Here is a 21,190-nt window from a genome sequence, read left to right as displayed (position 1 = left end):
AGCCCAGCCAGCCCGGTTGGGCTTTGTTGTTTCCGGGGGTCGTGCAGGCACCATGCAGCCGGCCGGACGGAATTCCCGCGGTGATTGCCCCATCCTGGTCGGCGCCGGCAAGCGTGCTCAGAACGTCTTCGTCAACGAAGCCCAGGCGGTGCCGCGCCCCATGTAGCGGCCCTTGGCATTGGTGTACACCGCCTTGTCGGCATTGGCGTCGATGTAGGCCACGGCCAGCGCCAGTCTCTTGCCGAGGTCTTTCGTGAGGCCGATCTTCCAGTCCACATACGAGGCATCGGCGACCTGCACCTTCTGGTAGCCCACATGGGCGTTCAGCGTGAGGCCCCAGACATTGAGCGGCACGTTGGCGGTCAGGTCGGCGTACCAGCTGTGCTTGCTGTCAGGGAAACCAAAAAGATTGGTCGGAGCATACGAGTACTTGAACGTCACCGGACCGTAGCCCAGCGCCGCGTACAGCTCAGTGGTGTAGGGGCGCGTGTAGTTGGCCGGATAGTCTCCCGGGTAGTAGTACTGCAGCACGCCGACATCGTAGATCCAGTCGCCACCCAGCGTGTGCCTGTAGCCGCCGTAAAAATCCATCTCGATCGGGGCTGACACCCCGGGGTTGCTGTCGCCCAGCCAGCTAATGCTGGAATTCCAGTTGCCAAGGTAGAAACCGCTCGAATGGCTGTAGTCGAATCCGCCCTGGATCGCCGGCCGGCGATTGGTCTGCATCAGGCCGCGGTAGCGATAATCGGTCGCCACGGATACGTTGGCCGTGAACGTATGCGGAGACGCCTCGGCGTCCGGCCGGGATGGCGCGTCGGGTTGGGATTGCGCCATGGCGGGCATGGCAGCGAAGATAAGAACGAACGATGCGGAGCAAGCAAGCAGCGCAACCGCGGAATGGCGCAGGTCAGTCATTGTTGTCGTGACGAGAGTTGAGGAAATCTCCGTTAGCGGGAGCCTCGCCACGATATGGCCTGACATGTAAAAACGGTATCAAAAGGCGCAATGCCTGCGTACAAATCCGATCAATGCGCCGGGCATGCAGCGCTATCCGGCGAAGCGGTAGCCCAGCCCGATTTCCGTCAGCAAGTGCGCGGGCCGCGCCGGGTCAGCTTCGAGCTTGTGCCGCAGATGTCCCATATAGACCCGCAGGTACTGGCTGCTTTCGGCGTGGGAAGGCCCCCATACTTCGCGCAGCAATTCCCGGTGCGTCATCACCTTGCCGCGGTGGGCGATCAGCACTGCAAGAAGACGATACTCGATCGGCGTCAGATGTACCGCATGACCCGACCGGGTAACGACGCGACTCGCCAGGTCGACGTGCACGTCGCCAAACATGATCTGACTGGCCCCCCGGGCATGGGTCCTGGCATGCCTGCGCAGCAGCACGCGCAGTCGTGCAACCAGTTCGCCAACGCCAAATGGTTTGGTCAGGTAGTCATCGGCACCGGCGTCCAACGCGCCGATCTTGTCGGTCTCGCCACTGCGTGCCGAGAGGACGAGGATCGGTGCGTCCGCCCACGTACGCATCTCGCTGATCAATTGCACCCCGTCGCCGTCCGGCAACCCCAGGTCGAGAATGACGAGATCGGGTCGCCGCGTGCCGGCCTCGATCAGTCCGCGCTTGAGCGATTCCGCCTCATGCACCGTGCAGCCCTCCGACTCCAGGGTCGAGCGAACAAAGCGCCGGATATGCGGCTCATCCTCGACCAACAAGACTGTCGGGGCAAAATCAAATGGCATGAACGCCTTCTCCTTGCTTGGCTGTCGCTATCCTAGGCATCCGTCGGCTCGAGCTCCACCGCGGGTGGATTTCCACGCGGCAGCGCGACGACGAAGCGCGCGCCCGCCTGGCCGTCCGGACGGTCTGGGCGCTGCGCCGCCTCCACCCAGATGCGTCCGCCATGCGCTTGTACGATTGCCTCGCAGACGGCCAGGCCCAGGCCAACGCCAGCCGTCGCCGACTCCCGCTCACCGCGCGTGAATTTCTCGAAGATCTGTCGCTCCTTGCCTTTGGGCACGCCGGGACCATCATCCTCTACCACAATCCGGATCTCATCCTCCACCGGCGCGGACGAGATGCGGATCTCGGTGCCGGCGGGCGTATATTTGGAGGCATTCTCCAGCAAGTTGCACAGCACGCGCTCGACCAATACCGCGTCGCATTCGATCAGGGGAACTTGCGACAAGTCGGCGACAATCACGCGATGATGCTCGAGCGCCTCGCGCATGGCAGCCAGGCTGGAGCCGACGAGTTCCTCCACCGACTGCCACTCCTTGTTCGTCAGCACCTCCCGGCTCTGCAGCTTCGCCATGTCCAGCAGGTTCACCACCATCGTGCGCATCCGCCTGGCCTGTTCCAGCATGGCGGCCACCGTCTCGGCCAGTGGCGGCGTCAGTGCGGGGCCACTGCGCTGCATGGTTTCCGCCATGCCGATCAGGCTTGTCAGCGGCGTTCGCAGGTCGTGGGAGACGGCGGCCAGCAATGAACTGCGCAGACGCTCTGACTCCATCGACAACAGGGCCTGCTGCGCCACTTCAACGTAGTGCAATCGTTCGATGGCGATCGCGATCAGCGTGCAGAATACATCGACCTGACGCCGAAGCGCAGGGTGCGCCAGCGCGTGTGACACCGCCGGCTCGATTGCCAGCACGCCACGGGTCTGCATCGGCGCCTTCAACGGCAGATACAACACGGTGCTGCCTGGCAAGGTATGCGTGCCGGTGCCGGCCGGCAGACCGTGATGGAACACCCACTCCGCCAGCACACGGTCGATCGAGTCGGTTCGCGCCGCCGTGTCGTGCTGGGCGACATCGGTCACCGGTGGCAGCAAGCGGCCTTCCGGCGAAACCAGGAAGAAGGCCGAATTGGCATCGAAGGCGGCGCGCAGGAAACGGCTGCCGATGGCAACGATCTGATCGGGCATCAGCGCGGCAGACAGCTCCCGGGCGAGTTCGTACAGGATGCGTGCATCGTTCTCGCGCTGTACGGCCACCTGCGCCTGTTCGCGCAAACCCGCTGTCAGTTGCCCGATGACCAGGCCCACCGACAGGAGCACGAGAAACGTCAGCAGATACTGCACGTCGCTGACGGCGAACGACAGTCGAGGCGGCACGAAAAAGAAGTCGAAGGCGGCCACAGACAATACCGAAGCCAGCGCCGCCGGTCCTCGCCCATGACGCAGCGCCACGCCGACCACCGCCGCCAGAAACAGCATGGCGATATTGACGATGTCAAACCACGGCAACGCCAGCGCCGACAGTACCGTGGCACCGGCACACCATGCCATGGCCCACAGATAATCCTTGCGCCGGGCGCCCTCGCCCGGCGTTGGAGCCTCTGGTGCTTCGGAGCCATGGCGCGGGCGCAGATCGACCCGCGTGGTGTCCGCGGCGACGCGGATGATATCGACGTCCGGACATCCGATCGCCAGCGCATCGGCAAAGCTGCGACGACCGAACAGCCACGCCGGCGCGTTCATAAACGGGGTCAAGGCCAGTCCCAGGAGGGAGCGTGCCCGCTCGGCGAGCGAATCGCCGCCGCGGCGCCAGTCCGCCGGTGCGCGGCCGATGATGACCTTGGTCAGGTTGTGGCGGCGAACATATCCGACGATGGCCTGAACCATGTCGTTGCCGGCCAGCGTCTCGGTACGCGCGCCAAGTTCCTCCGCGAGACGCATCGCCGTCTCCAGCCGGGCTCTTGCGAAATCGGATGGGGGTGTCAGCCGGGGGGTGGCTATGGTCACCACGTGCCAGGGGCAATCGAGCTGCCCGGCAAGCCGGCGCGCACTCTTCACCACCTGCTCGGCATCGTCGCCGCTGCCGATGCAGGCCAGCACGGCCTCGCGGGTCCGCCACACGGCCTGCACGGATTCCGATTGGCGCCATGCCTGGACATCGGAGTCTACCCGGTCGGCTGTCCGGCGCAGCGCCAGTTCGCGCAGAGCGATCAGATTGCCCTTCCGGAAGAAATTGCGCGCCGCATGACGCGCCTGCTCGGGCAGATAGACCTTGCCTTCCTTCAGCCGGCGCAGCAACTCGTCTGCGGGCAGGTCAACCAGCACCACTTCGTCGGCACTGTCGAAGACAACATCCGGCACGGTTTCCCAGACGCGGATGCCGGTAATGCCGCCAACCGCCTCATTCAGGCTGTCCAGATGCTGCACATTGACCGTGGTCCACACGTCAATACCGGCAGCCTGCAGTTCCTGGATATCCTGCCACCGCTTGGGATGGCGGCTGCCCGGTGCGTTGGAATGGGCCAGTTCGTCGACCAGGATCAGCGCCGGTTTGCGGGCGAGCGCAGCGTCCAGGTCGAACTCCTGGAGAACCCGCTCGCGATACGGCACAGCCTTCATCGGCAGCCGCTCGACCCCGGCGATCAGCGCTTCGGTCTCCGCGCGGCCGTGGGTCTCGACGATGCCGATGACGACATCCGTGCCTTGCCCTGCCGCCGCGCGCGCCGCGGCAAGCATGGCAAAGGTCTTGCCGACGCCGGCGGAAGCGCCAAAGTAGACCCTGAGCTTGCCGCGCAAGGCACGGGCGCCCTCCTGCTGCACCCACTGCAGAAGGGCGTCGGGATCGGGGCGGGCGCGGGCCTCGCGCAATTCGGCATCAGACATCGGACGGCTCAACTTCTATCCTTGCATTGGCAAACCCCATTTTCCTTCATCCGCGTGCCATCGCGACGCCGGCCCGCCGTCAGCGTCGATCCCTGCGGCAAGGGCTACTTGCCGGCGATCGCATCCAGGGCCAGGTTCAGCTTCAGCACATTGACGCCCGGATCGCCCAGCACCGCCAGCAGTGGCGTTTCCGTATTCGCCGCAACCAGTTGCCTGACCTGGCCGACCGGCAGCCGCCTGAGGCGGGCGACGCGCGCCACCTGGTATTCTGCGGCCGCTGGACTGATGTGGGGGTCGAGCCCACTGCCGGAAGCGGTCACCAGATCCACGGGCACGGACGCGCGGTTGTCCGGATCCGCCGCACGCAACGCGTCGACGCGCGCGCGTGCGGCGTCGGTCAGCGCCGGATTGCCGGGCCCCAGGTTGGACCCGACCGACGCCGCGGCGTTGTATGGCATCGGCGCCGTGGCCGACAGCCGGCCCCAGAAGTACTTCGGGTCGGAGAACGGCTGGCCGATCAGTGCCGAGCCGAGCGCCCTGCCATCTTTCTCGATCAGCGATCCGCCGGCCTGGTGCGGGAACACGGCCCGGGAGATCGCCGTGATCACGCCGGGATACAGCAGGCCGGTTACCAGCGACAGGCCGGCGAACACCACCAGCATGGGCCGCAACAGGCCAGCTTGCATGGCTGCCGGGGACGGCTGCCGGGACTGCATTTGCGTAGTCATGAATGCTCCGAATCGTAGCGATGATAATCAGACCCAGCCCGACAGGGCCAGGATCATGTCGATCAGCTTGATGCCCGCGAACGGCACCAGGATGCCGCCCAGCCCATAGATCAGCAGGTTGCGGCGCAGCAGCACCGCGGCGCCGAGCGGCCGGTAGGCCACGCCCCTGAGCGCCAGCGGGATCAGCACGACGATGATCAGCGCGTTGAAGATCACCGCGGACATGATGGCCGATGCTGGCGTGGCCAGCCCCATCACATTGAGCAGGTTCAGCTGCGGATACGTGCTGGCAAAGGCCGCGGGAATGATCGCGAAGTACTTGGCGATATCGTTGGCCACGCTGAAGGTCGTCAGCGAGCCGCGCGTCATCAGCATCTGCTTGCCGATCTCGACGATCTCGATCAGCTTGGTCGGGTTGCTGTCCAGGTCGACCATGTTGCCGGCTTCCTTGGCCGCCTGCGTGCCGCTGTTCATCGCCACGGCCACATCGGCCTGGGCGAGCGCGGGGGCGTCGTTGGTGCCGTCGCCGGTCATCGCGACGAGCCGCCCTTCGGCCTGGTACTGGCGGATCAGCTTGAGCTTGGCCTCCGGCGTGGCTTCGGCGAGGAAGTCGTCGACGCCGGCTTCCGCGGCGATCGAAGCCGCGGTCAGCCGGTTGTCGCCGGTGATCATCACGGTCTTGATGCCCATCCTGCGCAGCTCGCCGAAGCGCTCGCGGATGCCGGTCTTGACGATGTCCTTCAGTTCGATCACGCCCAGCGCGCGCACCGCATCGCCGTTGGCGTCGGCCACCACCAGCGGCGTGCTGCCGGCACGGGCAACCTCATCCACGGCCTGCAGCACCGCATCGGGGAACTTGCCGGCGCGTTCCGTGACGTAGCGACGCACGGCATCGGCGGCGCCCTTGCGCACATGGCGCTCGCCGGCGCCGTCGCGCAGGTCCACGCCGCTCATGCGCGTCTGCGCGCTGAACGGCACGAATTCCGGCTTCAGGCTTGCCATCGACGGCGGGGTCAGGCCCGGCAGCTGGCGGGCCAGCGTGACGATGCTGCGCCCTTCCGGCGTTTCGTCGGCCAGCGACGACAGCCATGCGGCTTCCGCGAGCTGCAGCGGCGAAATGCCCGGCGCCGGGATGAAGCGCGAGGCCTGGCGGTTGCCGTGCGTGATGGTGCCGGTCTTGTCGAGCAGCAGTACATCCACGTCGCCGGCGGCTTCCACGGCGCGGCCCGAGGTGGCGATCACGTTCGCTTCCATCATCCGGCTCATGCCGGCCACGCCGATCGCGGAAAGCAGCCCGCCGATCGTGGTCGGGATCAGGCAGACCAGCAGCGCCACCAGCACGGTGATCGTCACCGGCACGCCCGCCCCGGTCACCAGCACGCTGTAGAGCGAGAACGGCTGCAGCGTGGCCGTGGCCAGCAGCAGAACGATGGTCAGCCCGACCAGCAGGATGGTCAGGGCCAGCTCGTTCGGTGTCTTCTGCCGCTTGGCGCCTTCGACCATCGTGATCATGCGGTCGATAAAGCTTTCGCCCGGGTTGGTCGTGATGCGCACCACGATCCAGTCGGACAGCACGCGCGTACCGCCGGTCACGGACGAGAAGTCGCCGCCGGACTCGCGGATCACCGGCGCCGATTCGCCGGTGATGGCGCTTTCGTCGACCGAAGCCACGCCGTCGATCACTTCGCCGTCGCCGGGGATCATCTCGCCAGCCTCGACCAGCACCACATCGCCGCGGCGCAGCGCCGTCGCCGGACGCGCCTCGGTTGCGCCGGCGCGGGTCCCTTCCGTCAGCACACGGGCGGTCACCGTGGTCTTCAGCCCGCGCAGCGATTCCGCCTGCTGCTTGCTGCGGCCCTCGGCAAGGGCCTCGGCAAAGTTCGCGAACAGCACCGTGAACCACAGCCACGCCGACACCGCCAGGATGAAGGCTGCGGATTCGCCGCCTGCTGCCGGCGCGGCCAGTGCCTTCAGGAACAGCAGGCTCGTCAGGATGCTGCCCGCGTAGACCACGAACATCACAGGGTTGCGCAGCTGGTCGCGAGGCGACAGCTTGCGGAAGGCCGCGGCCAGCGCGGGCTTCACCAGCTCCGGCGCGAACATGCTGCGCGCGGGCGGGCGATGGTGGTGGGAACCGTGTTGCCGGTCCGGCACCGGTGCGCGCTGCACCTGAGGCGCGCCGGAGGACGACGCGCCGGTCCCGTTGGCACCGCCGTTGGCCACTGGGGCCGTTGATTCATGTCGCATGGTTGCTCCGCAATTCGCTAGAGACAGACGGCACCCGCCCTGGCGAGGCAGCGCAGGGGCCGAAGGTATAGCAATGCTCGATATGTCTTCGTGAGAGGTCGATTTACCTTGCCGCCGCCGGCATCGCGCCCTGCAGGTGCTCGGCAACCGGCCCCAGCGCCAGCGCCGGGACATAGGTCAGCGCGCCGACCAGCAGCACCGTGCCAACCAGCAGCACGACGAACAGCGGGCCGTGCGTGGGCATGGTGCCGCCGCTGGGCGGGATACGCTTCTTGGCCGCCAGCGAACCCGCCAGCGCCAGGACGGGGATGATGATCCAGAACCTGCCGAACCACATCGCCGCGGCCAGCAGCGTGTTGTAGAACGGCGTGTTGGCGGACAGGCCCGCAAAGGCGCTGCCGTTGTTGTTGGCCGCCGACGAGAGCGCGTACAGGATCTCGGAAAAGCCATGCGTGCCGGGATTGAACACCCCCGCGCGCCCCGCCCCGGTCATCACCGCCACCGAGGTGCCGAGCAGCACCAGCAGCGGCGTGACCAGGATCGCCACGGCCACCATCTTCATCTCATAGGTTTCGATCTTCTTGCCGAGATACTCCGGCGTGCGGCCGATCATCAGTCCGGCGATGAACACCGCCAGCACGGCGTAGACCAGCATGCCGTACAGGCCGGAGCCCACGCCGCCAAACACGACTTCGCCCAGCTGCATCAGCAGCATCGGCACCAGCCCGCCGATGGCGGTGAACGAGTCATGCATGGCATTGACCGCGCCGCACGAAGCCGCGGTCGTGATGGTGGCGAACAGGGCCGATGCAGCGATGCCGAAGCGCGTTTCTTTGCCTTCCATATTGCCGCCGGCCTGCAGCAGCGAACTGGCATGATCGAGCGGCAGGCCCGACAGCGCGGGGTTCGCCGTCTGCTCGGAGACCGCCGCAACGCACGCCATCGCCACGAAGATGAGCGCCATGGCGCCGAGCACGGCTACGCCCTGGCGCCTGTCGCCGACCATCTCGCCGAAGGTGAAGCACAGCGCCGCCGGGATCAGGAAGATCGCCAGCATCTCGATGAGGTTGGCCAGGGCATTCGGGTTCTCGAACGGATGCGCCGAGTTGGCGTTGAAGAAGCCGCCGCCGTTGGTGCCCAGCATCTTGATGGCTTCCTGCGAGGCCACCGGCCCCATCGCCAGCGTCTGCCTGTCGGTCTTCAGGTCTTCCGTCACCGGCTTGCCCTGCGCATCGAGCACCGGCTGCCCCGCCGCGTCGACCTTCGGCTGGCTGTATTCGACCGGCGCGACCAGGCTCACTTCCTTGTAGGCATCGAAGTTCTGGATCACGCCCTGGCTGACCAGCGCCAGCGCGATCACGGTCGCGATCGGCGCCAGCACGTACAGCGTGACCCGCGTCATGTCGACCCAGAAGTTGCCGATGGTGGCGGCGGTCTGGCGCGCGAAGCCCCGAATCAGCGCGATCACGACGGCGATGCCGGTTGCCGCGGACAGGAAGTTCTGCACGGTGAGCGCGAGCATCTGCGTCAGATAGGCCATGGTCGACTCGCCGGCATAGCCTTGCCAGTTCGTATTGCTGACAAAGCTGATGGCCGTGTTGAAGGCCGAGTCCGGCGTGACCGCGCCGAAGCCCTGGGGGTTCAGCGGCAGCAGGCCTTGCAAGCGCTGCAGCGCATAGACCGCCACCACGCCGAGCAGGTTGAACGCCACCACCGCTATGGTGTACTGCTTCCACCCCATCTCGGCGCCGGCACGCACGGCACCCAGCCGATAGATCAGCCGCTCCAGCGGACGGCCCCAGGCGGTCAGCGCATAGTTGCCGTCCTCGACAGCGCGCCGTATATAGCGGCCCAGAAAAGGCGCGCACGCCAGCAGGATGGCGAGATAGAGGACCAGCAGGCCCACGAATTGGGAGGACATCAGAATTTCTCCGGCCGGAACAACGCAATGAGGAGGTAAACAAAAATGGCAACGGCCAGCGCGCCGCTCAGCAGGTCCGTCCAGCTCATCACAACCCCCTGTCCGATGCGCTGTGCTTCGCCGGCATCCGTTGATGCGGTCCGGCGCGCTCGCTCACTGCCGGGGATTTCGGCACGAGCACAGCGCACAGCCCCAGCAAGGCCGCGCTGAGCACGGCGAAGCCGATCAATACAAGCAAGAAGATCCCATCCATGACCAGGCACCCTTGAGTGGTTTCGGCTTGGAGCTTATCGATGGGGGTGTAAAAACTGGATAGAAAGGTGGCTGGAGCGCATAAAGAACGCATAAAGATTCCCGTTCCCTCGCTGGGCGAGGGCTGGATGCGGTACTTTTATGCGTTCCCGGTCGAGGCGGCAGCGAGCAAGACTACTGCCATGGGCTGAGGCGCCCGGCAGCGTCACGCTCTCCGGGCATTTTGTTGCGCGCGTTGCTGCGATGACGGCGGCGCAGAGGGTGGCGGCGCAGATGGCGGCAGTGGCGCCGGCTGGCGCCCCAGCCGTTGCGCCCACCAGTAACGGAAGGGGTGTTCCAGATCGGGATAGAGCACCGGCTGGCTGAAGCAGCCGGCACGCTTCATCAGGAGATAGGCGGCAAGCATGGCCGCCCAGAAAGCTAGCAGTTCCACGATCACGGCCACTGCGGATGTCGGGGTGGCCGTTTTCATTATAGGTAGCCGCCCCGGGGGTGGGGCCGATGACGCACCCGTGGATACCCTAGGCGTCCGGCACCGCTCAGTAGACCTCCGGCACGATCATCTCCTTCGGCACCGGCTGGCGCACGTAATCCTCGTGGCGCTCGCGGCCGGGCAGCACCACCGCGGGCGTCTCCACTTCGGCATACGGCACCAGGCTCAGCAAGTGATGGATGCAGTTCAGCCGCGCGCGTTTCTTGTCGTCGGCCTGCACCACCCACCACGGCGCCTCGGCGATATGGGTGCGCTCGAGCATGATTTCCTTGGCTCGCGTGTAGTCTTCCCAGCGGCGCTGCGATTCCAGGTCCATCGGGCTGAGCTTCCACTGTTTGAGCGGATCATGGATGCGGCTGAGGAAACGCAGGCGCTGCTCGTCGTGCGTGATCGAGAACCAGTACTTGATCACCTGGATGCCGGAGCGCACCAGCATCTTTTCGAATTCGGGCACCGAGCGGAAGAACTCTTCGTACTGGTCATCGGTACAGAAGCCCATCACGCGCTCGACACCGGCGCGGTTGTACCAGCTGCGGTCGAACAGCACGATCTCGCCGGCGGCGGGCAGGTGCGCGACGTAGCGCTGGAAATACCACTGGGTGCGTTCGCGGTCGTTGGGCGCGGGCAGTGCGGCGACGCGGCAGACGCGCGGGTTCAGCCGCTGGGTGATGCGCTTGATCACGCCGCCCTTGCCGGCGGCGTCGCGCCCCTCGAACAGGATCACGACCTTGTGCCCGGTGGCGGCGACCCAGCTCTGCAGCCGCACCAGTTCGCCCTGCAGGCGGAACAGCTCGCGGAAATATTTCCGGCGGCTGTCCTGCCCGGCCTGGTCGTCCAGGTGCACGGGGTCGCCGAAGGCCTCGCTGGCCTCGCGGTCGTCCAGTTCCAGTTCGATCTCTTCGTCGTAGTAGTCGGCCACCTCGTTATGGATGCGCCGCACCAGCTCTGCTTCACCCGGTCTCATCTGCTCTCCCTGTGGATACAACGCGGTCGCGGCGATGCTGGCATGCCTGTATTGCAGCCGCGTGAAGGCGCGGCAGGCTGCCCCGCCCTCGCCCGCCGTACTTGACGCCGCCCTTCAGCCCGCCGGATTGATGTTGTGGTTATGGCGGAACAGGTTGTCCGGATCGTAGCGACGTTTCACTGCCACCAGCCGGTCGTAGTTCGGCCCATAGGCGGCGCCGATGCGGTCGCCCTCCTCCTGCGTGAGGAAGTTGACATAGACGCTGCCGAGCGCGTACGGCGCCGCGGCGCGGAACACCTCGCGCGCCCAGCCGATGCAGCGGTCGTCGTCCGCGGGGCTGTCCCAGCGCCCGTGCAGGTTCATGATGAACTTGGCATCGCGGCTGGCGTAGGCAGTGGCATCCTTCGCGACGCGGTTGGTCTGCCCGCCCATGGCGCCGATAAAGACCTCGCATTGCGGCGACGGCAACTTGCCGATCTGCTCGATCAGCATCGCAATCAGTCCGTCGTCCAGCCCCGCGAAGTTGTGCGACTTCCAGTAGTTGCGCGCACCGGGTGTCAGCAACGGATCGAAGGCCTGCTGCCACGCTGTGAGCGGCATCGGCCCGAGATGCTCGCCGTAGGGCGTGCCGAGCCGGCGCAGGGGCTCGACCAGTTCCGGTCCCCGCTCCGGCGGACCGATGTAGCAGATCGCCAGCGCCGCGATCGGCTTGCCGTGCGCCTCGGGCGGCAGGAATGGCAGCGGCGGCGCTTGCCGCAGCACCACCCACACGGTCAGCTCGTCCGGCATCGATTCATACAGTTCGCGATAGGCGGGCAGCACGCTGGCGGCCTGCTCCAGCGGATAGACGATCAGTCCGCCATAGACCTGCGGCCCCACCGGATGCAGGCGGAACTCGAACATCGTCACCACGCCGAAGTTGCCGCCGCCGCCGCGCAGCGCCCAGAACAGGTCGGCGTTCTCGTCGCTGCTGGCGCGCACCAGCTTGCCGTCGGCGGTGACGACCTGCGCCGACACCAGGTTGTCGACCGTGGTGCCGAACTTGCGGCTGAGCCAGCCGAAACCGCCGCCGAGGGTGAGCCCGGCCACGCCCGTGGTGGAATTGATGCCGAGCGGCGTGGCCAGGCCCTGCGCCTGCGCTTCATGGTCGAAGTCGCGCAGCGTCGCGCCCGGCTCGACCCACGCGCGCTGCGCATGCGGATCGACACGCACCGAGCGCATCGCCGACAGGTCCAGCACCATGCCGCCCTCGCAGATCGCCAGGCCGCCGATGTTGTGGCCGCCGCCACGTACCGCCAGCAGCACGCCGTGCTCGCGCGCAAAGTTGACCGCCGCCGCGACGTCGGCAGCGCCCGCGGCCTGCACGATCCACTGCGGGTGGCGGTCGATCATCGCGTTCCAGATCCGGCGCGCGTCGTCATAGCCCTCGTCGCCCGGCTGCAGCAAGCGTCCGCGCAGCTGCGCCTTGAGTGCCTCAATATGTTCCTGCGATGGCTGGGCCATGATCTGCCTCCCGATGCTGTTGGAAACATCGGACGACACGCGGCGTCAGGAGCAAAAAAATGGCCACGAGGACCGATGACTTCACCATTTAAGGCAGGTACCGCGCGAATGTAAATGCGCGCTGCGTCCGGCGCATTCCGCGGGTGGGGCCAAATCCTGCCGTGGCCGCGGGGCCTATCATGGAGGCATGGCGGCACGGCGCCCGCGCGCCGTGCGCCTGCACGATGGACCCTGCCAGCCAACCTCCCCTGTTCCTGTGCGGCGACGTGATGACGGGCCGCGGCATCGACCAGATCCTGGCGCATCCCAGCCAGCCGCTGCTGCATGAATCGTACGTGCATTGCGCGCTCGACTACGTGCGCCTGGCGGAACGCAAGGCCGGCCCGATCGCGCGCCCCGTGGGGCCGGACTATCCGTGGGGCGATGCGCTGGCGGAACTGGCAAGCCGCGCCGCGCGGCCGCGCATCGCCAACCTGGAAACCGCCATCACCACCAGCGACGATGCCTGGCCTGGCAAGTCCGTGCACTACCGCATGCATCCGCGCAACGTGGATTGCCTGCAGGCCGCCGGCATCGACTGCGCGGTCCTCGCCAACAACCATGTGCTGGACTGGGGCCGCGCGGGCCTGGCCGATACGCTCGACGCGCTCGACGGCGCGCACATCGCACACGCCGGCGCCGGTCCCGACGAGGCCAGCGCCGCCCGCGCCGCGGTACTGGCGCGGCCTGGCGGTGGCCGCGTGGTGGTCATGGCCTTCGCCATGCCCAGCGCCGGCACACCGGCAGCGTGGCGCGCCACCGCGGGGCACTCGGGGGTGAACCTGCTGGACGACTGGTCCGCGGCGTCGCAAGCGCGCATTGCCGCGCAGGCCCGCCAGTTGCGACGCCCCGGCGATGTCATGGTGCTGTCGGTCCACTGGGGCCCAAATTGGGGCTACCACATCGATCCGGCACAACGCGCCTTCGCCCGCGCGCTGGTGGAGCACGCCGGCATCGACATCGTGCACGGGCACTCCTCGCACCATCCGCTCGGCATCGAGCTGCATGCCGGCAAGCCGATCCTCTACGGCTGCGGCGATTTCATCAACGATTACGAGGGCATTGGCGGATACGATACCTATCGCCCGGACCTGGCGCTGATGGCATTCGTCAGCTTCGATGGCGGCGGCTGCGCGGACCTGCGGCTGGTGCCCTTGCGGCGCAGCCATTTCCGGCTGGCGTATGCGCGCGAAGTCGACATGGCATGGCTGCAGGCCATGTTCGAAGCACAGGGCCGCGCACTTGGCACGCGCGTGGCGCGCAGCGGAATGCACGAGTTGCGGCTGTGGGCGGAGTAAGCGCAAGCCGTCCTGCCACGATTCCGGTACTTGCGTAATGGCCGACCTGAAAACAGAAAGGCCAGCGCGATGGCTGGCCTTCCCGTTCATTCAAGTGCCACGTGTGTCGGTTCGGTGTAACGCTTCCACAGAGTGCTGATCCGCTTCTGCATTCATTGCCCGACACTAGCTCGATCGCCCATCCTGCGGCACCCCAGGACATATCTGCAGGATAGTACAAATCCCCGCGGATCAAAGCGGCATCGGGCAAGCGTGCGATTCAGCCGACGGTGATGCGGTCGTCGACCAGCCGGATCTGGCCGCCGGGCTTGTCTTCCATCACTTTGAGCACGCGGCTGCCCACCTGCAGCGTGACCCCGCCATGGATGCGCCGCGCGGCATCGATGACGGCATCGGCGGCCGGCTGCATCTGCTGCCCCAGTTCGGTCAGGCGCGCGTCCAGCTCGAACAGGTCGCGCGACAGCTTGAACAGCGTCGCGCGGGCCTTTTCGCGCAAGTCGCCAACGGCGCGCTCCGGGTGCTTGGCAAAGAAGTCCACCAGCTGCCTGACCTTGTCCTGCTCGCCCTGCATGCGCCGGCGCTCGGCCTCGAGCGCGGCGCGCTGCGCGTCGGCATAGGGATTGAGGCCGACCTGGATGCTGGTGGCGGTGCCGGCCGGCGCCCCCAGCACCGCGGCGCGCACCGCCAGCAAGGCGCGGCTGCGGCCGCCGCTGATGCTGCCCTGGGTGCCGTTGCCGCCCACCAGGATGCGCTGCCCGGCGGCGACATCGCTCTGGCGGATGCCGCTGTCGACGGTGACTTCGGTGCCGGCCTCGACCACCGCATTCTCGATGAAACGCGCCTTCACCGCGCCCTGGCAGCGCACGCTGGCGCGGCTGATGCCGCCTTCGGCATGGGCGCTTTCCGACTTGCCAATGATGCCGCCCTTGACGATCACGTTGCCGCCGGCCTCGACGCTGGCGGCTTCGATGGTGCCTTCGACCACCACGTCGCCGCTCACGTTGACCGACATGCCGGTGCGGATGTCGCCCGACACGCGCAGCGTGCCGTCGAAGGCCACGTTGCCGGAGTGCAGGTCCACCGATTCGACCTGCACCACGGGACTGACCGAGATGCCGTGGACGCCGACCACCGGCGACCCGGCAATCAACGCGCGCAGCAGTCCGGGGTCATCCGCATCCACCGCCGCGCCGGTCAGGCCCTCGGCAAACGGCGGATCGTCGACCGCATCGGCGGCAATCGGCTGGCCGAACACGTCGACGCCGGCATGGCCGGGCACCGCCGCGACGCGCCGCATCAGCGGCGTGCCGGGACTGACCAGCAGCAGGTTGCCCAGCTCGCGCAGGTCGACCTTGCCGGCATCGTCATCGCTGTGCGCCGGCTTGCGCGGCTCCAGCAGGTTGATGAAGCGCGCCGGCTCGCCCTGCCGCGGCGCCATGCCGGCGGCAATGGTGCGCAGCTCGCAGCCGCCTTCGGCCAGCGCCGCGTCCAGCGCGAGGGCTTGAATCGGTGCCACCACGCCGCGCTCCGCGACGGCGCGGCGGATCTCGTCCGCGCTGACCGGCCGGCCGCCTTCCGGCGGCATCAGCGTCAGCCGCACCGCCAGGCCATCGCCGGTGATGTCGAGCTCGAACGCGCCGTCGATCAGCGCGCCGATGGTGGCATCGATCTCGTGCTCGGCGCGCTGGCATTGCGCGAGGAACTGCGCCACCGCGCGCGCATCCAGCCGCGCGCCGGACCAGCCCAGGCCGGCCAGGCATTGCTGCAGGCTGGCCGGGTCCGGCGGCAGCCGGCCCGGCTGCGGCGTGTAGCGTGCATGCACCTGTTCGCCCGGCTCGGCGAGCTCCAGGCGCAGTCCCGATTCATGCATCATGCGTCCCCTGAATCGTCTGGCGGGCGACGGCGGGTGCCGGCGCTCTGCTTGTTATCGATGCATCACCAACGGCAGGCGCGCCGGGAACTTTAGCGCACAAGGGCAGCGCCGAGGGCCGCCCGAAGACTTTTCGGTAAACTGTCGCCATTCCGGGGCGCGCCGCGCCCCGCAGCCTGTGCAGTCCCCTTCATGTCAAATACCCACGAAATCCGCCCCGGCCAGTCCGTCGAGCTGCTCAAGGAACTCCACATCCTGACGCGCGACGGCAAGATGAACCAGGACAGCCGGCGCAAGCTCAAGCAGGTCTACCACCTGTTCCAGTTCATCGAACCGCTGCTGCAGGAGGTCAAGGCCGCGCGCGGCCGCGTTACGCTGGTGGACCACGGCGCCGGCAAGTCTTACCTGGGCTTCATCCTGTACGACCTGTTCTTCAAGGCCCTGCAGGACGACTCGCACATCTACGGCATCGAAACCCGCGAAGAACTGGTGAAGACCTCGCAGGCGCTGGCGGCGCGGCTCGGTTTTCCCGGGATGTCGTTCCTGAACCTGTCGGTGGCGGACTCGATCACCTCGCCGCAGCTGCCGCCTACCGTCGACGTGGTCACCGCGCTGCATGCGTGCAATACCGCCACCGACGACGCCATCCGCTTCGCGCTGGCCAAGCGCGCGCAGCACATCGTGCTGGTGCCGTGCTGCCAGGCCGAAGTGGCCAGCGTGCTGCGCAAGCACAAGGGCAAGCTGCTGGCGGGCAATCCGCTGACCGAGATCTGGCGCCACCCGCTGCATACGCGCGAATTCGGCAGCCAGGTGACCAACGTGCTGCGCTGCCTGCAGCTGGAGGCACACGGCTACCAGGTCAGCGTGACCGAGCTGGTGGGCTGGGAACACTCGATGAAGAACGAACTGATCATCGCGCAGTACAAGGACCTGCCGCGCCGCCGCCCGGCCGAGCGGCTGGAAGAGGTGCTGGGGCGGCTGGGACTGGAAGAGCTGCGCGAGCGCTTCTTCACCGAGCCGGTGGCGGCGTAACTACGCCGTCCCGTCCGCGGATCCGGAATCCGGCTTGGGCTCGTCCTCGCCCGCCATCCAGCGTTGCCAGCCGTCGTGGCCAAGGCGGCGCATGACCGCCTGGTTGCGCTCGTAGATGTCCGCCGCATCGGGAAACGCCGCCGCCGCGCGCGCGATCGAATCCTCGCGCAGCAGGTGCAGGATGGGGTACGGCGCGCGGTTGGTGTAGTTCTCGATATCGTCCGGCTCGGTGCCGGCAAACTGGTAGCGCGGATGGAAGCTGGCGATCTGCAGCGTGCCTTCCAGCCCCAGGCTGGCGAGCAGGCGCTCGGCGAAGTACAGCAGGTCGTTGAAGTCGAGGAAATCGGCCACCGCGTGCGGCAGGATCAGCAGGGTGGTATCGACCTGCGCCGGATCGGCATCGGCCAGCAGGCGCAGTTCGCGCTCCAGGTCATCCATCACGTCGGGCGCCCCGGTGACGGGGCTGACCACGTAGCGCACCTGCTCCTTCACGTACACGCTCTTGGCGAACGGGCACAGGTTGAGCCCGATTACCGCGCGCTCGAGCCAGTGGCGGGTGGCGGCAATGACGGCATCGTCGGACGGGCTGGCGGAGTGCGTGGCGGAAGACATGATGGCAAGCGTGCGGCAAAGCGTCATTCTAGCGCTGCCGCAGGCTCTATAATCCGCGGCGGAAACACCCTGCCCTGCCGAGCCCCGCCGATGCCCTCTACCGCCACGCCTGCCCGTGACCATGCCACCCATGCCACTCCCGACGTTGCCGTCGTCGGCGGCGGCCCGGCCGGGCTGATGGCGGCCGAAGTGCTGGCGGCGCAGGGCGCCAGCGTGGCGGTCTATGACGCCATGCCGTCGGTCGGGCGCAAGTTCCTGATGGCCGGCAAGGGCGGCATGAACCTGACCCATGCCGAGCCGGAGCCGGCCTTCCTGGGCCGCTACGGCGCGCGCGCGACGCAGCTGGCGCCGATGCTGGCGGGCTTCGGCGCGCAGGCGCTGCGTGACTGGGTCCACGGGCTCGGCATCGAGACCTTCGTCGGCAGTTCGGGCCGCGTCTTTCCCACCGACATGAAGGCGGCGCCGATGCTGCGCGCGTGGCTGCACCGTCTGCGCGAGTCCGGCGTGCAGTTCCATATGCGGCATCGCTGGCTGGGCTGGGACGATGGAGACGGCGACAGCGACGGCGCCCGGCATGCGTTGCGCTTTGCCACGCCGCACGGCGACACGGTCGTGCACGCGCGCGCCGTGGTGCTGGCGCTGGGGGGTGCCAGCTGGGCCCGGCTGGGTTCCGATGGCGCATGGGTGCCGCGCCTGGCCGAGCGCGGCATCGAGATCGCGCCGCTGCGCCCGGCAAACTGCGGGTTCGACGTGGCATGGAGCGCGGACTTTGCCGCGCGCTTTGCCGGCGCGCCGGTCAAGCCGGTGGCGATCGCGCTGAACGACCGTGACGGACACGCGCACTACCGCCAGGGCGAATTCGTCATCAGCCGCGACGGCATCGAAGGCAGCCTGGTCTACGCGCTGTCGGCACCGATCCGCGACCGCATCGAGGCCGATGGCGAGGCCATCATCCACCTCGACCTGCTGCCGTCGCACAGCGCCGGACAGGTCAGCGCGCAGGTCGAGCATCCGCGCGGCTCGCGTTCGCTGTCGAGCCACCTGCAGAGCCGGCTCGGCATCACCGGCGTCAAGGCCGGCCTGCTGCGCGAATGCCTGTCCCGCGACGCCATGCTCGATCCCGGCACGCTGGCCGTATCGCTGAAGGCACTGCCCTTGCGCGTGCTGCGCCCGCGCCCGATCGACGAGGTCATCAGCAGCGCCGGCGGCGTGCGCTTCGAAGCGATGGATGACAGCCTGATGCTGCGCGCCCTGCCCGGCGTATTCTGCGCGGGCGAGATGCTGGACTGGGAAGCACCCACCGGCGGCTACCTGCTGACGGCCTGCTTCGCCAGCGGCCGCACCGCGGCGCAGGGGGCCGCGGCTTATCTGCAGCAACAGGCTTAGGCAGCCCTGCCGCCGACGATGCTGAGCGCCACCGCCTCGGCCACTTCGATGCCATCGATCGCCGCGGAGTAAATGCCGCCGGCATAGCCCGCGCCCTCGCCCGCCGGATACAGGCCCTTGACGTTGATGCTCTGGTAGTCATCGTTGTTGCGGCGGATGCGCAGCGGCGACGAGGTGCGAGTCTCGACCCCGGTCAGCACCGCGTCATGCAGCGCGAAGCCCGGCAGCTTCTTGTCGATTTCGGGAATGCCCTCGCGGATTGCCTCGATCACGTAGTCGGGCAACGACGTGCTCAGGTCGGTCGGGGTCACCCCCGGCTTATACGAAGGCTCGACCGAGCCCAGCGACGTCGAGGCGCGGCCGGCGATAAAGTCGCCCACCAGCTGGCCTGGTGCGTTGTAGTTGCGCCCGCCCAGCTCGAACGCGCGCTCTTCCCACTTGCGCTGGAACTCGATGCCGGCCAGCGGGCCGCCCGGGTAATCTTCCGGCGTGATGCCGACCACGATGCCGGCGTTGGCATTGCGCTCGGCGCGCTTGTACTGGCTCATGCCATTCGTCACCACGCGCCCCGGCTCCGACGCCGCCGCCACCACCGTGCCGCCCGGGCACATGCAGAAGCTGTACACCGAACGGCCATTGCTGCAGTGGTGCACCACCTTGTAGTCGGCCGCGCCCAGCAGCTTGTTGCCGGCGAACTTGCCGAAGCGGCTGCGGTTGATCAGCCCCTGCGGATGCTCGATGCGGAAGCCCAGCGAGAACGGCTTGGCCTCCATGAACACGCCGCGGTCATGCAGCATCTGGAAGGTGTCGCGCGCGCTGTGGCCGACCGCCATGATGACGTGGTCGGCCTCGAGATACTCGCCGTTGGAAAGCTTCAGGCCGCGCACCCGGCCGCCATCGATATCGATATCGTCGACGCGGGTCTCGAAGCGGATTTCGCCGCCCAGTTCGATGATCTCGGCGCGCATCTTCTCGACCATGCTCACCAGCCGGAAGGTGCCGATATGCGGGCGCGCCTTGAACAGGATGTCTTCCGGCGCGCCGGCGCGCACGAACTCTTCGAGCACCTTGCGGCCATAGTGCTTGGGGTCCTTGATCTGGCTGTACAGCTTGCCGTCCGAGAACGTGCCGGCGCCGCCTTCGCCGAACTGCACGTTCGACTCGGGATTGAGCACGCTCTTGCGCCACAGGCCGAAGGTGTCCTTGGTGCGCTCGCGCACTTCCTTGCCGCGCTCCAGGATGATGGGGCGGAAGCCGGACTGCGCCAGGATCAGGCCGGCCAGCAGGCCGCACGGGCCCATGCCGATCACCACCGGGCGCGGATGCGTGCCGCCCTGCGGCGCGCGCGCGACGAAGTGGTACGCCATGTCGGGCGTCACGCTCCAGTTCGGCTTGCCGGCCATGCGGCGGATGGCCGCGGCCTCGTCGCGCACCTCGATATCGATGATGTAGGTCAGCTTGATATCCGAGCGCTTGCGCGCATCGTGGGCACGGCGGAATACGGTATAGCCGATCAGGCCGTCTCCCTTGACGCCGATCTGTGCGGCACAGGCGCGCACGGCGGCGTCGAGGTCGCTTTCGGTATGGTCGAGCGGGAGTTTGACTTCACTTAGACGTAGCATGGGGAACCCGGGAACTGCGGCCGGGGGGTTGGGCACACCAATGTGCCAGGCCGGCCGGAGCGCAATTTTATCGCCTTTGGCGCGCCGGGTCGGGAATCCGCAGCGAGACCGGCCCGCCGGCCGAGAGCGGCCGGCGCCACGGAGGCGCCAGGCGCGCGCGCAGCCGCGCCAGCCACCCCGGGGCAGCCGTGACCGACAATGCCGCGCCGCGGCTCGCCGACACCGTCAGCCAGCCGCGCGCAGGCACGACCCAGGTGTCGCCCGCGCGCAGGCGCCGCTGCGGCATGTGGCAGTGGCCGGCGAGCCATTGCATCGGCCCGGCCAGCACCATCTCGCCCGTTTGGGCATGCAGCACGGTCCCGGCCGACACGTGCAGCCGCAAGGCCTGGCCGGCCGACAACGGCATCATGGTCGGGGTGGTGTCGAGATCGCTTGGCATGGCAGACTCCGGTAGCAGGCACAGGACTCCAGCCTATCGACCGGCTGCCGCGCGCGGCAGGCACACGGCCGCACCCCGGCGACCGGAACAGCAACCACGATTTCCGCCTGTTACGATACAGGGCCCCCGCCTCTGTATCTGTACCGATGCGGCCGGCCGCGC

18 protein-coding genes are annotated in these 21,190 nt (G+C 67.6%); 3 read left to right on the top strand and 15 right to left on the bottom strand.

All coding sequences use genetic code 11. The features are described 5' to 3' along the window. Positions 1–117 precede the first annotated feature (117 nt). From RALTA_RS04650 to RALTA_RS04610, 11 genes are all read right to left on the bottom strand, one after another. Complete coding sequence (locus RALTA_RS04650; RefSeq protein ID WP_012352280.1) at positions 118–915, bottom strand: TorF family putative porin; 798 nt, start codon at positions 913–915, stop codon at positions 118–120. A 132-nt stretch (positions 916–1,047) separates the two neighbouring features. After that, positions 1,048–1,743 (bottom strand): two-component system response regulator KdpE, encoded by a 696-nt coding sequence (gene kdpE / locus RALTA_RS04645; protein WP_012352279.1) that lies wholly within the window; start codon positions 1,741–1,743, stop codon positions 1,048–1,050. A gap of 32 nt (positions 1,744–1,775) precedes the next feature. Further along, on the bottom strand, positions 1,776–4,622 hold the full coding sequence (locus tag RALTA_RS04640; protein ID WP_041232089.1) for a sensor histidine kinase: 2,847 nt from the start codon (positions 4,620–4,622) through the stop codon (positions 1,776–1,778). A 104-nt stretch (positions 4,623–4,726) separates the two neighbouring features. Next, on the bottom strand, positions 4,727–5,350 hold the full coding sequence (kdpC, locus tag RALTA_RS04635; RefSeq protein ID WP_012352277.1) for a potassium-transporting ATPase subunit KdpC: 624 nt from the start codon (positions 5,348–5,350) through the stop codon (positions 4,727–4,729). A gap of 27 nt (positions 5,351–5,377) precedes the next feature. Beyond that, positions 5,378–7,453 carry a potassium-transporting ATPase subunit KdpB gene (gene kdpB, locus RALTA_RS04630; protein ID WP_157877148.1) on the bottom strand — a complete coding sequence of 692 codons (2,076 nt, stop codon included), beginning with the start codon at positions 7,451–7,453 and terminating at the stop codon, positions 5,378–5,380. Between the two features lie 247 nt (positions 7,454–7,700). Continuing rightward, positions 7,701–9,518, bottom strand: coding sequence for a potassium-transporting ATPase subunit KdpA (gene kdpA, locus RALTA_RS04625; protein WP_012352275.1), 1,818 nt, complete (start codon positions 9,516–9,518; stop codon positions 7,701–7,703). After that, entirely contained in the window at positions 9,518–9,607 is a 90-nt protein-coding gene (gene kdpF / locus RALTA_RS04620; protein WP_012352274.1) for a K(+)-transporting ATPase subunit F, read from the bottom strand. The genes kdpA and kdpF overlap by 1 nt, the downstream gene beginning before the upstream one ends. Beyond that, a complete protein-coding gene (locus RALTA_RS30230) occupies positions 9,607–9,771 on the bottom strand; it encodes a hypothetical protein (protein WP_157877120.1) in 165 nt (54 codons plus the stop codon). The genes kdpF and RALTA_RS30230 overlap by 1 nt, the downstream gene beginning before the upstream one ends. Before the next feature lie 204 nt (positions 9,772–9,975). Further along, the gene (locus RALTA_RS29015; protein WP_012352273.1) at positions 9,976–10,242 is read right to left on the bottom strand and encodes a hypothetical protein; all 267 of its coding nucleotides are present in this window, start codon (positions 10,240–10,242) and stop codon (positions 9,976–9,978) included. A gap of 67 nt (positions 10,243–10,309) precedes the next feature. Continuing rightward, on the bottom strand, positions 10,310–11,227 hold the full coding sequence (ppk2, locus tag RALTA_RS04615; protein ID WP_012352272.1) for a polyphosphate kinase 2: 918 nt from the start codon (positions 11,225–11,227) through the stop codon (positions 10,310–10,312). A gap of 114 nt (positions 11,228–11,341) precedes the next feature. Continuing rightward, positions 11,342–12,730, bottom strand: a complete 1,389-nt coding sequence (locus RALTA_RS04610; RefSeq protein ID WP_012352271.1) for an FAD-binding oxidoreductase — start codon at positions 12,728–12,730, stop codon at positions 11,342–11,344. A 224-nt stretch (positions 12,731–12,954) separates the two neighbouring features. On the opposite strand from RALTA_RS04610, the gene RALTA_RS04605 reads away from it, so the two are divergent. Then, positions 12,955–14,067 (top strand): CapA family protein, encoded by a 1,113-nt coding sequence (locus tag RALTA_RS04605; RefSeq protein ID WP_041232088.1) that lies wholly within the window; start codon positions 12,955–12,957, stop codon positions 14,065–14,067. 259 nt (positions 14,068–14,326) lie between these two features. Here the strand turns inward: RALTA_RS04605 and RALTA_RS04600 are convergent, their stop codons facing one another. Then, positions 14,327–15,940 carry a DUF342 domain-containing protein gene (locus RALTA_RS04600; protein ID WP_012352269.1) on the bottom strand — a complete coding sequence of 538 codons (1,614 nt, stop codon included), beginning with the start codon at positions 15,938–15,940 and terminating at the stop codon, positions 14,327–14,329. A gap of 189 nt (positions 15,941–16,129) precedes the next feature. Here RALTA_RS04600 and RALTA_RS04595 point away from each other — a divergent pair, with 189 nt between their 5' ends. After that, positions 16,130–16,969: a class I SAM-dependent methyltransferase gene (locus tag RALTA_RS04595; protein WP_012352268.1), complete on the top strand. Its 840-nt coding sequence runs from the start codon at positions 16,130–16,132 to the stop codon at positions 16,967–16,969. On the opposite strand, the gene RALTA_RS04590 is transcribed toward RALTA_RS04595, so the two are convergent. Then, positions 16,970–17,581 (bottom strand): DUF1415 domain-containing protein, encoded by a 612-nt coding sequence (locus RALTA_RS04590; protein ID WP_012352267.1) that lies wholly within the window; start codon positions 17,579–17,581, stop codon positions 16,970–16,972. 90 nt (positions 17,582–17,671) lie between these two features. On the opposite strand from RALTA_RS04590, the gene RALTA_RS04585 reads away from it, so the two are divergent. Continuing rightward, on the top strand, positions 17,672–18,967 hold the full coding sequence (locus RALTA_RS04585) for a TIGR03862 family flavoprotein (RefSeq protein WP_012352266.1): 1,296 nt from the start codon (positions 17,672–17,674) through the stop codon (positions 18,965–18,967). Here RALTA_RS04585 and RALTA_RS04580 read toward each other — a convergent pair. Next, complete coding sequence (locus RALTA_RS04580) at positions 18,964–20,589, bottom strand: NAD(P)/FAD-dependent oxidoreductase (RefSeq protein ID WP_012352265.1); 1,626 nt, start codon at positions 20,587–20,589, stop codon at positions 18,964–18,966. The genes RALTA_RS04585 and RALTA_RS04580 overlap by 4 nt on opposite strands. Positions 20,590–20,656: 67 nt before the next feature. Next, positions 20,657–21,028 carry a hypothetical protein gene (locus RALTA_RS04575; RefSeq protein WP_012352264.1) on the bottom strand — a complete coding sequence of 124 codons (372 nt, stop codon included), beginning with the start codon at positions 21,026–21,028 and terminating at the stop codon, positions 20,657–20,659. Positions 21,029–21,190 lie beyond the last annotated feature (162 nt).

This window comes from Cupriavidus taiwanensis LMG 19424 (assembly GCF_000069785.1).
In the GTDB taxonomy this organism is placed as follows: domain Bacteria; phylum Pseudomonadota; class Gammaproteobacteria; order Burkholderiales; family Burkholderiaceae; genus Cupriavidus; species Cupriavidus taiwanensis.
Note: the sequence above shows the minus strand (reverse complement) of the source record. Positions and strands in the feature narration are given on the sequence as shown.

Bases quoted from the DNA above. Each gene is read 5' to 3' on its own strand.
- RALTA_RS04650 (WP_012352280.1), bottom strand. From the start codon at position 915: ATGACTGACCTGCGCCATTCCGCGGTTGCGCTGCTTGCTTGCTCCGCA.
- kdpE (WP_012352279.1), bottom strand. From the start codon at position 1,743: ATGCCATTTGATTTTGCCCCGACAGTCTTGTTGGTCGAGGATGAGCCG.
- RALTA_RS04640 (WP_041232089.1), bottom strand. From the start codon at position 4,622: ATGTCTGATGCCGAATTGCGCGAGGCCCGCGCCCGCCCCGATCCCGAC.
- kdpC (WP_012352277.1), bottom strand. From the start codon at position 5,350: ATGACTACGCAAATGCAGTCCCGGCAGCCGTCCCCGGCAGCCATGCAA.
- kdpB (WP_157877148.1), bottom strand. From the start codon at position 7,453: ATGTTCGCGCCGGAGCTGGTGAAGCCCGCGCTGGCCGCGGCCTTCCGC.
- kdpA (WP_012352275.1), bottom strand. From the start codon at position 9,518: ATGTCCTCCCAATTCGTGGGCCTGCTGGTCCTCTATCTCGCCATCCTG.
- kdpF (WP_012352274.1), bottom strand. From the start codon at position 9,607: ATGAGCTGGACGGACCTGCTGAGCGGCGCGCTGGCCGTTGCCATTTTT.
- RALTA_RS30230 (WP_157877120.1), bottom strand. From the start codon at position 9,771: ATGGATGGGATCTTCTTGCTTGTATTGATCGGCTTCGCCGTGCTCAGC.
- RALTA_RS29015 (WP_012352273.1), bottom strand. From the start codon at position 10,242: ATGAAAACGGCCACCCCGACATCCGCAGTGGCCGTGATCGTGGAACTG.
- ppk2 (WP_012352272.1), bottom strand. From the start codon at position 11,227: ATGAGACCGGGTGAAGCAGAGCTGGTGCGGCGCATCCATAACGAGGTG.
- RALTA_RS04610 (WP_012352271.1), bottom strand. From the start codon at position 12,730: ATGGCCCAGCCATCGCAGGAACATATTGAGGCACTCAAGGCGCAGCTG.
- RALTA_RS04605 (WP_041232088.1), top strand. From the start codon at position 12,955: ATGGACCCTGCCAGCCAACCTCCCCTGTTCCTGTGCGGCGACGTGATG.
- RALTA_RS04600 (WP_012352269.1), bottom strand. From the start codon at position 15,940: ATGATGCATGAATCGGGACTGCGCCTGGAGCTCGCCGAGCCGGGCGAA.
- RALTA_RS04595 (WP_012352268.1), top strand. From the start codon at position 16,130: ATGTCAAATACCCACGAAATCCGCCCCGGCCAGTCCGTCGAGCTGCTC.
- RALTA_RS04590 (WP_012352267.1), bottom strand. From the start codon at position 17,581: ATGTCTTCCGCCACGCACTCCGCCAGCCCGTCCGACGATGCCGTCATT.
- RALTA_RS04585 (WP_012352266.1), top strand. From the start codon at position 17,672: ATGCCCTCTACCGCCACGCCTGCCCGTGACCATGCCACCCATGCCACT.
- RALTA_RS04580 (WP_012352265.1), bottom strand. From the start codon at position 20,589: ATGCTACGTCTAAGTGAAGTCAAACTCCCGCTCGACCATACCGAAAGC.
- RALTA_RS04575 (WP_012352264.1), bottom strand. From the start codon at position 21,028: ATGCCAAGCGATCTCGACACCACCCCGACCATGATGCCGTTGTCGGCC.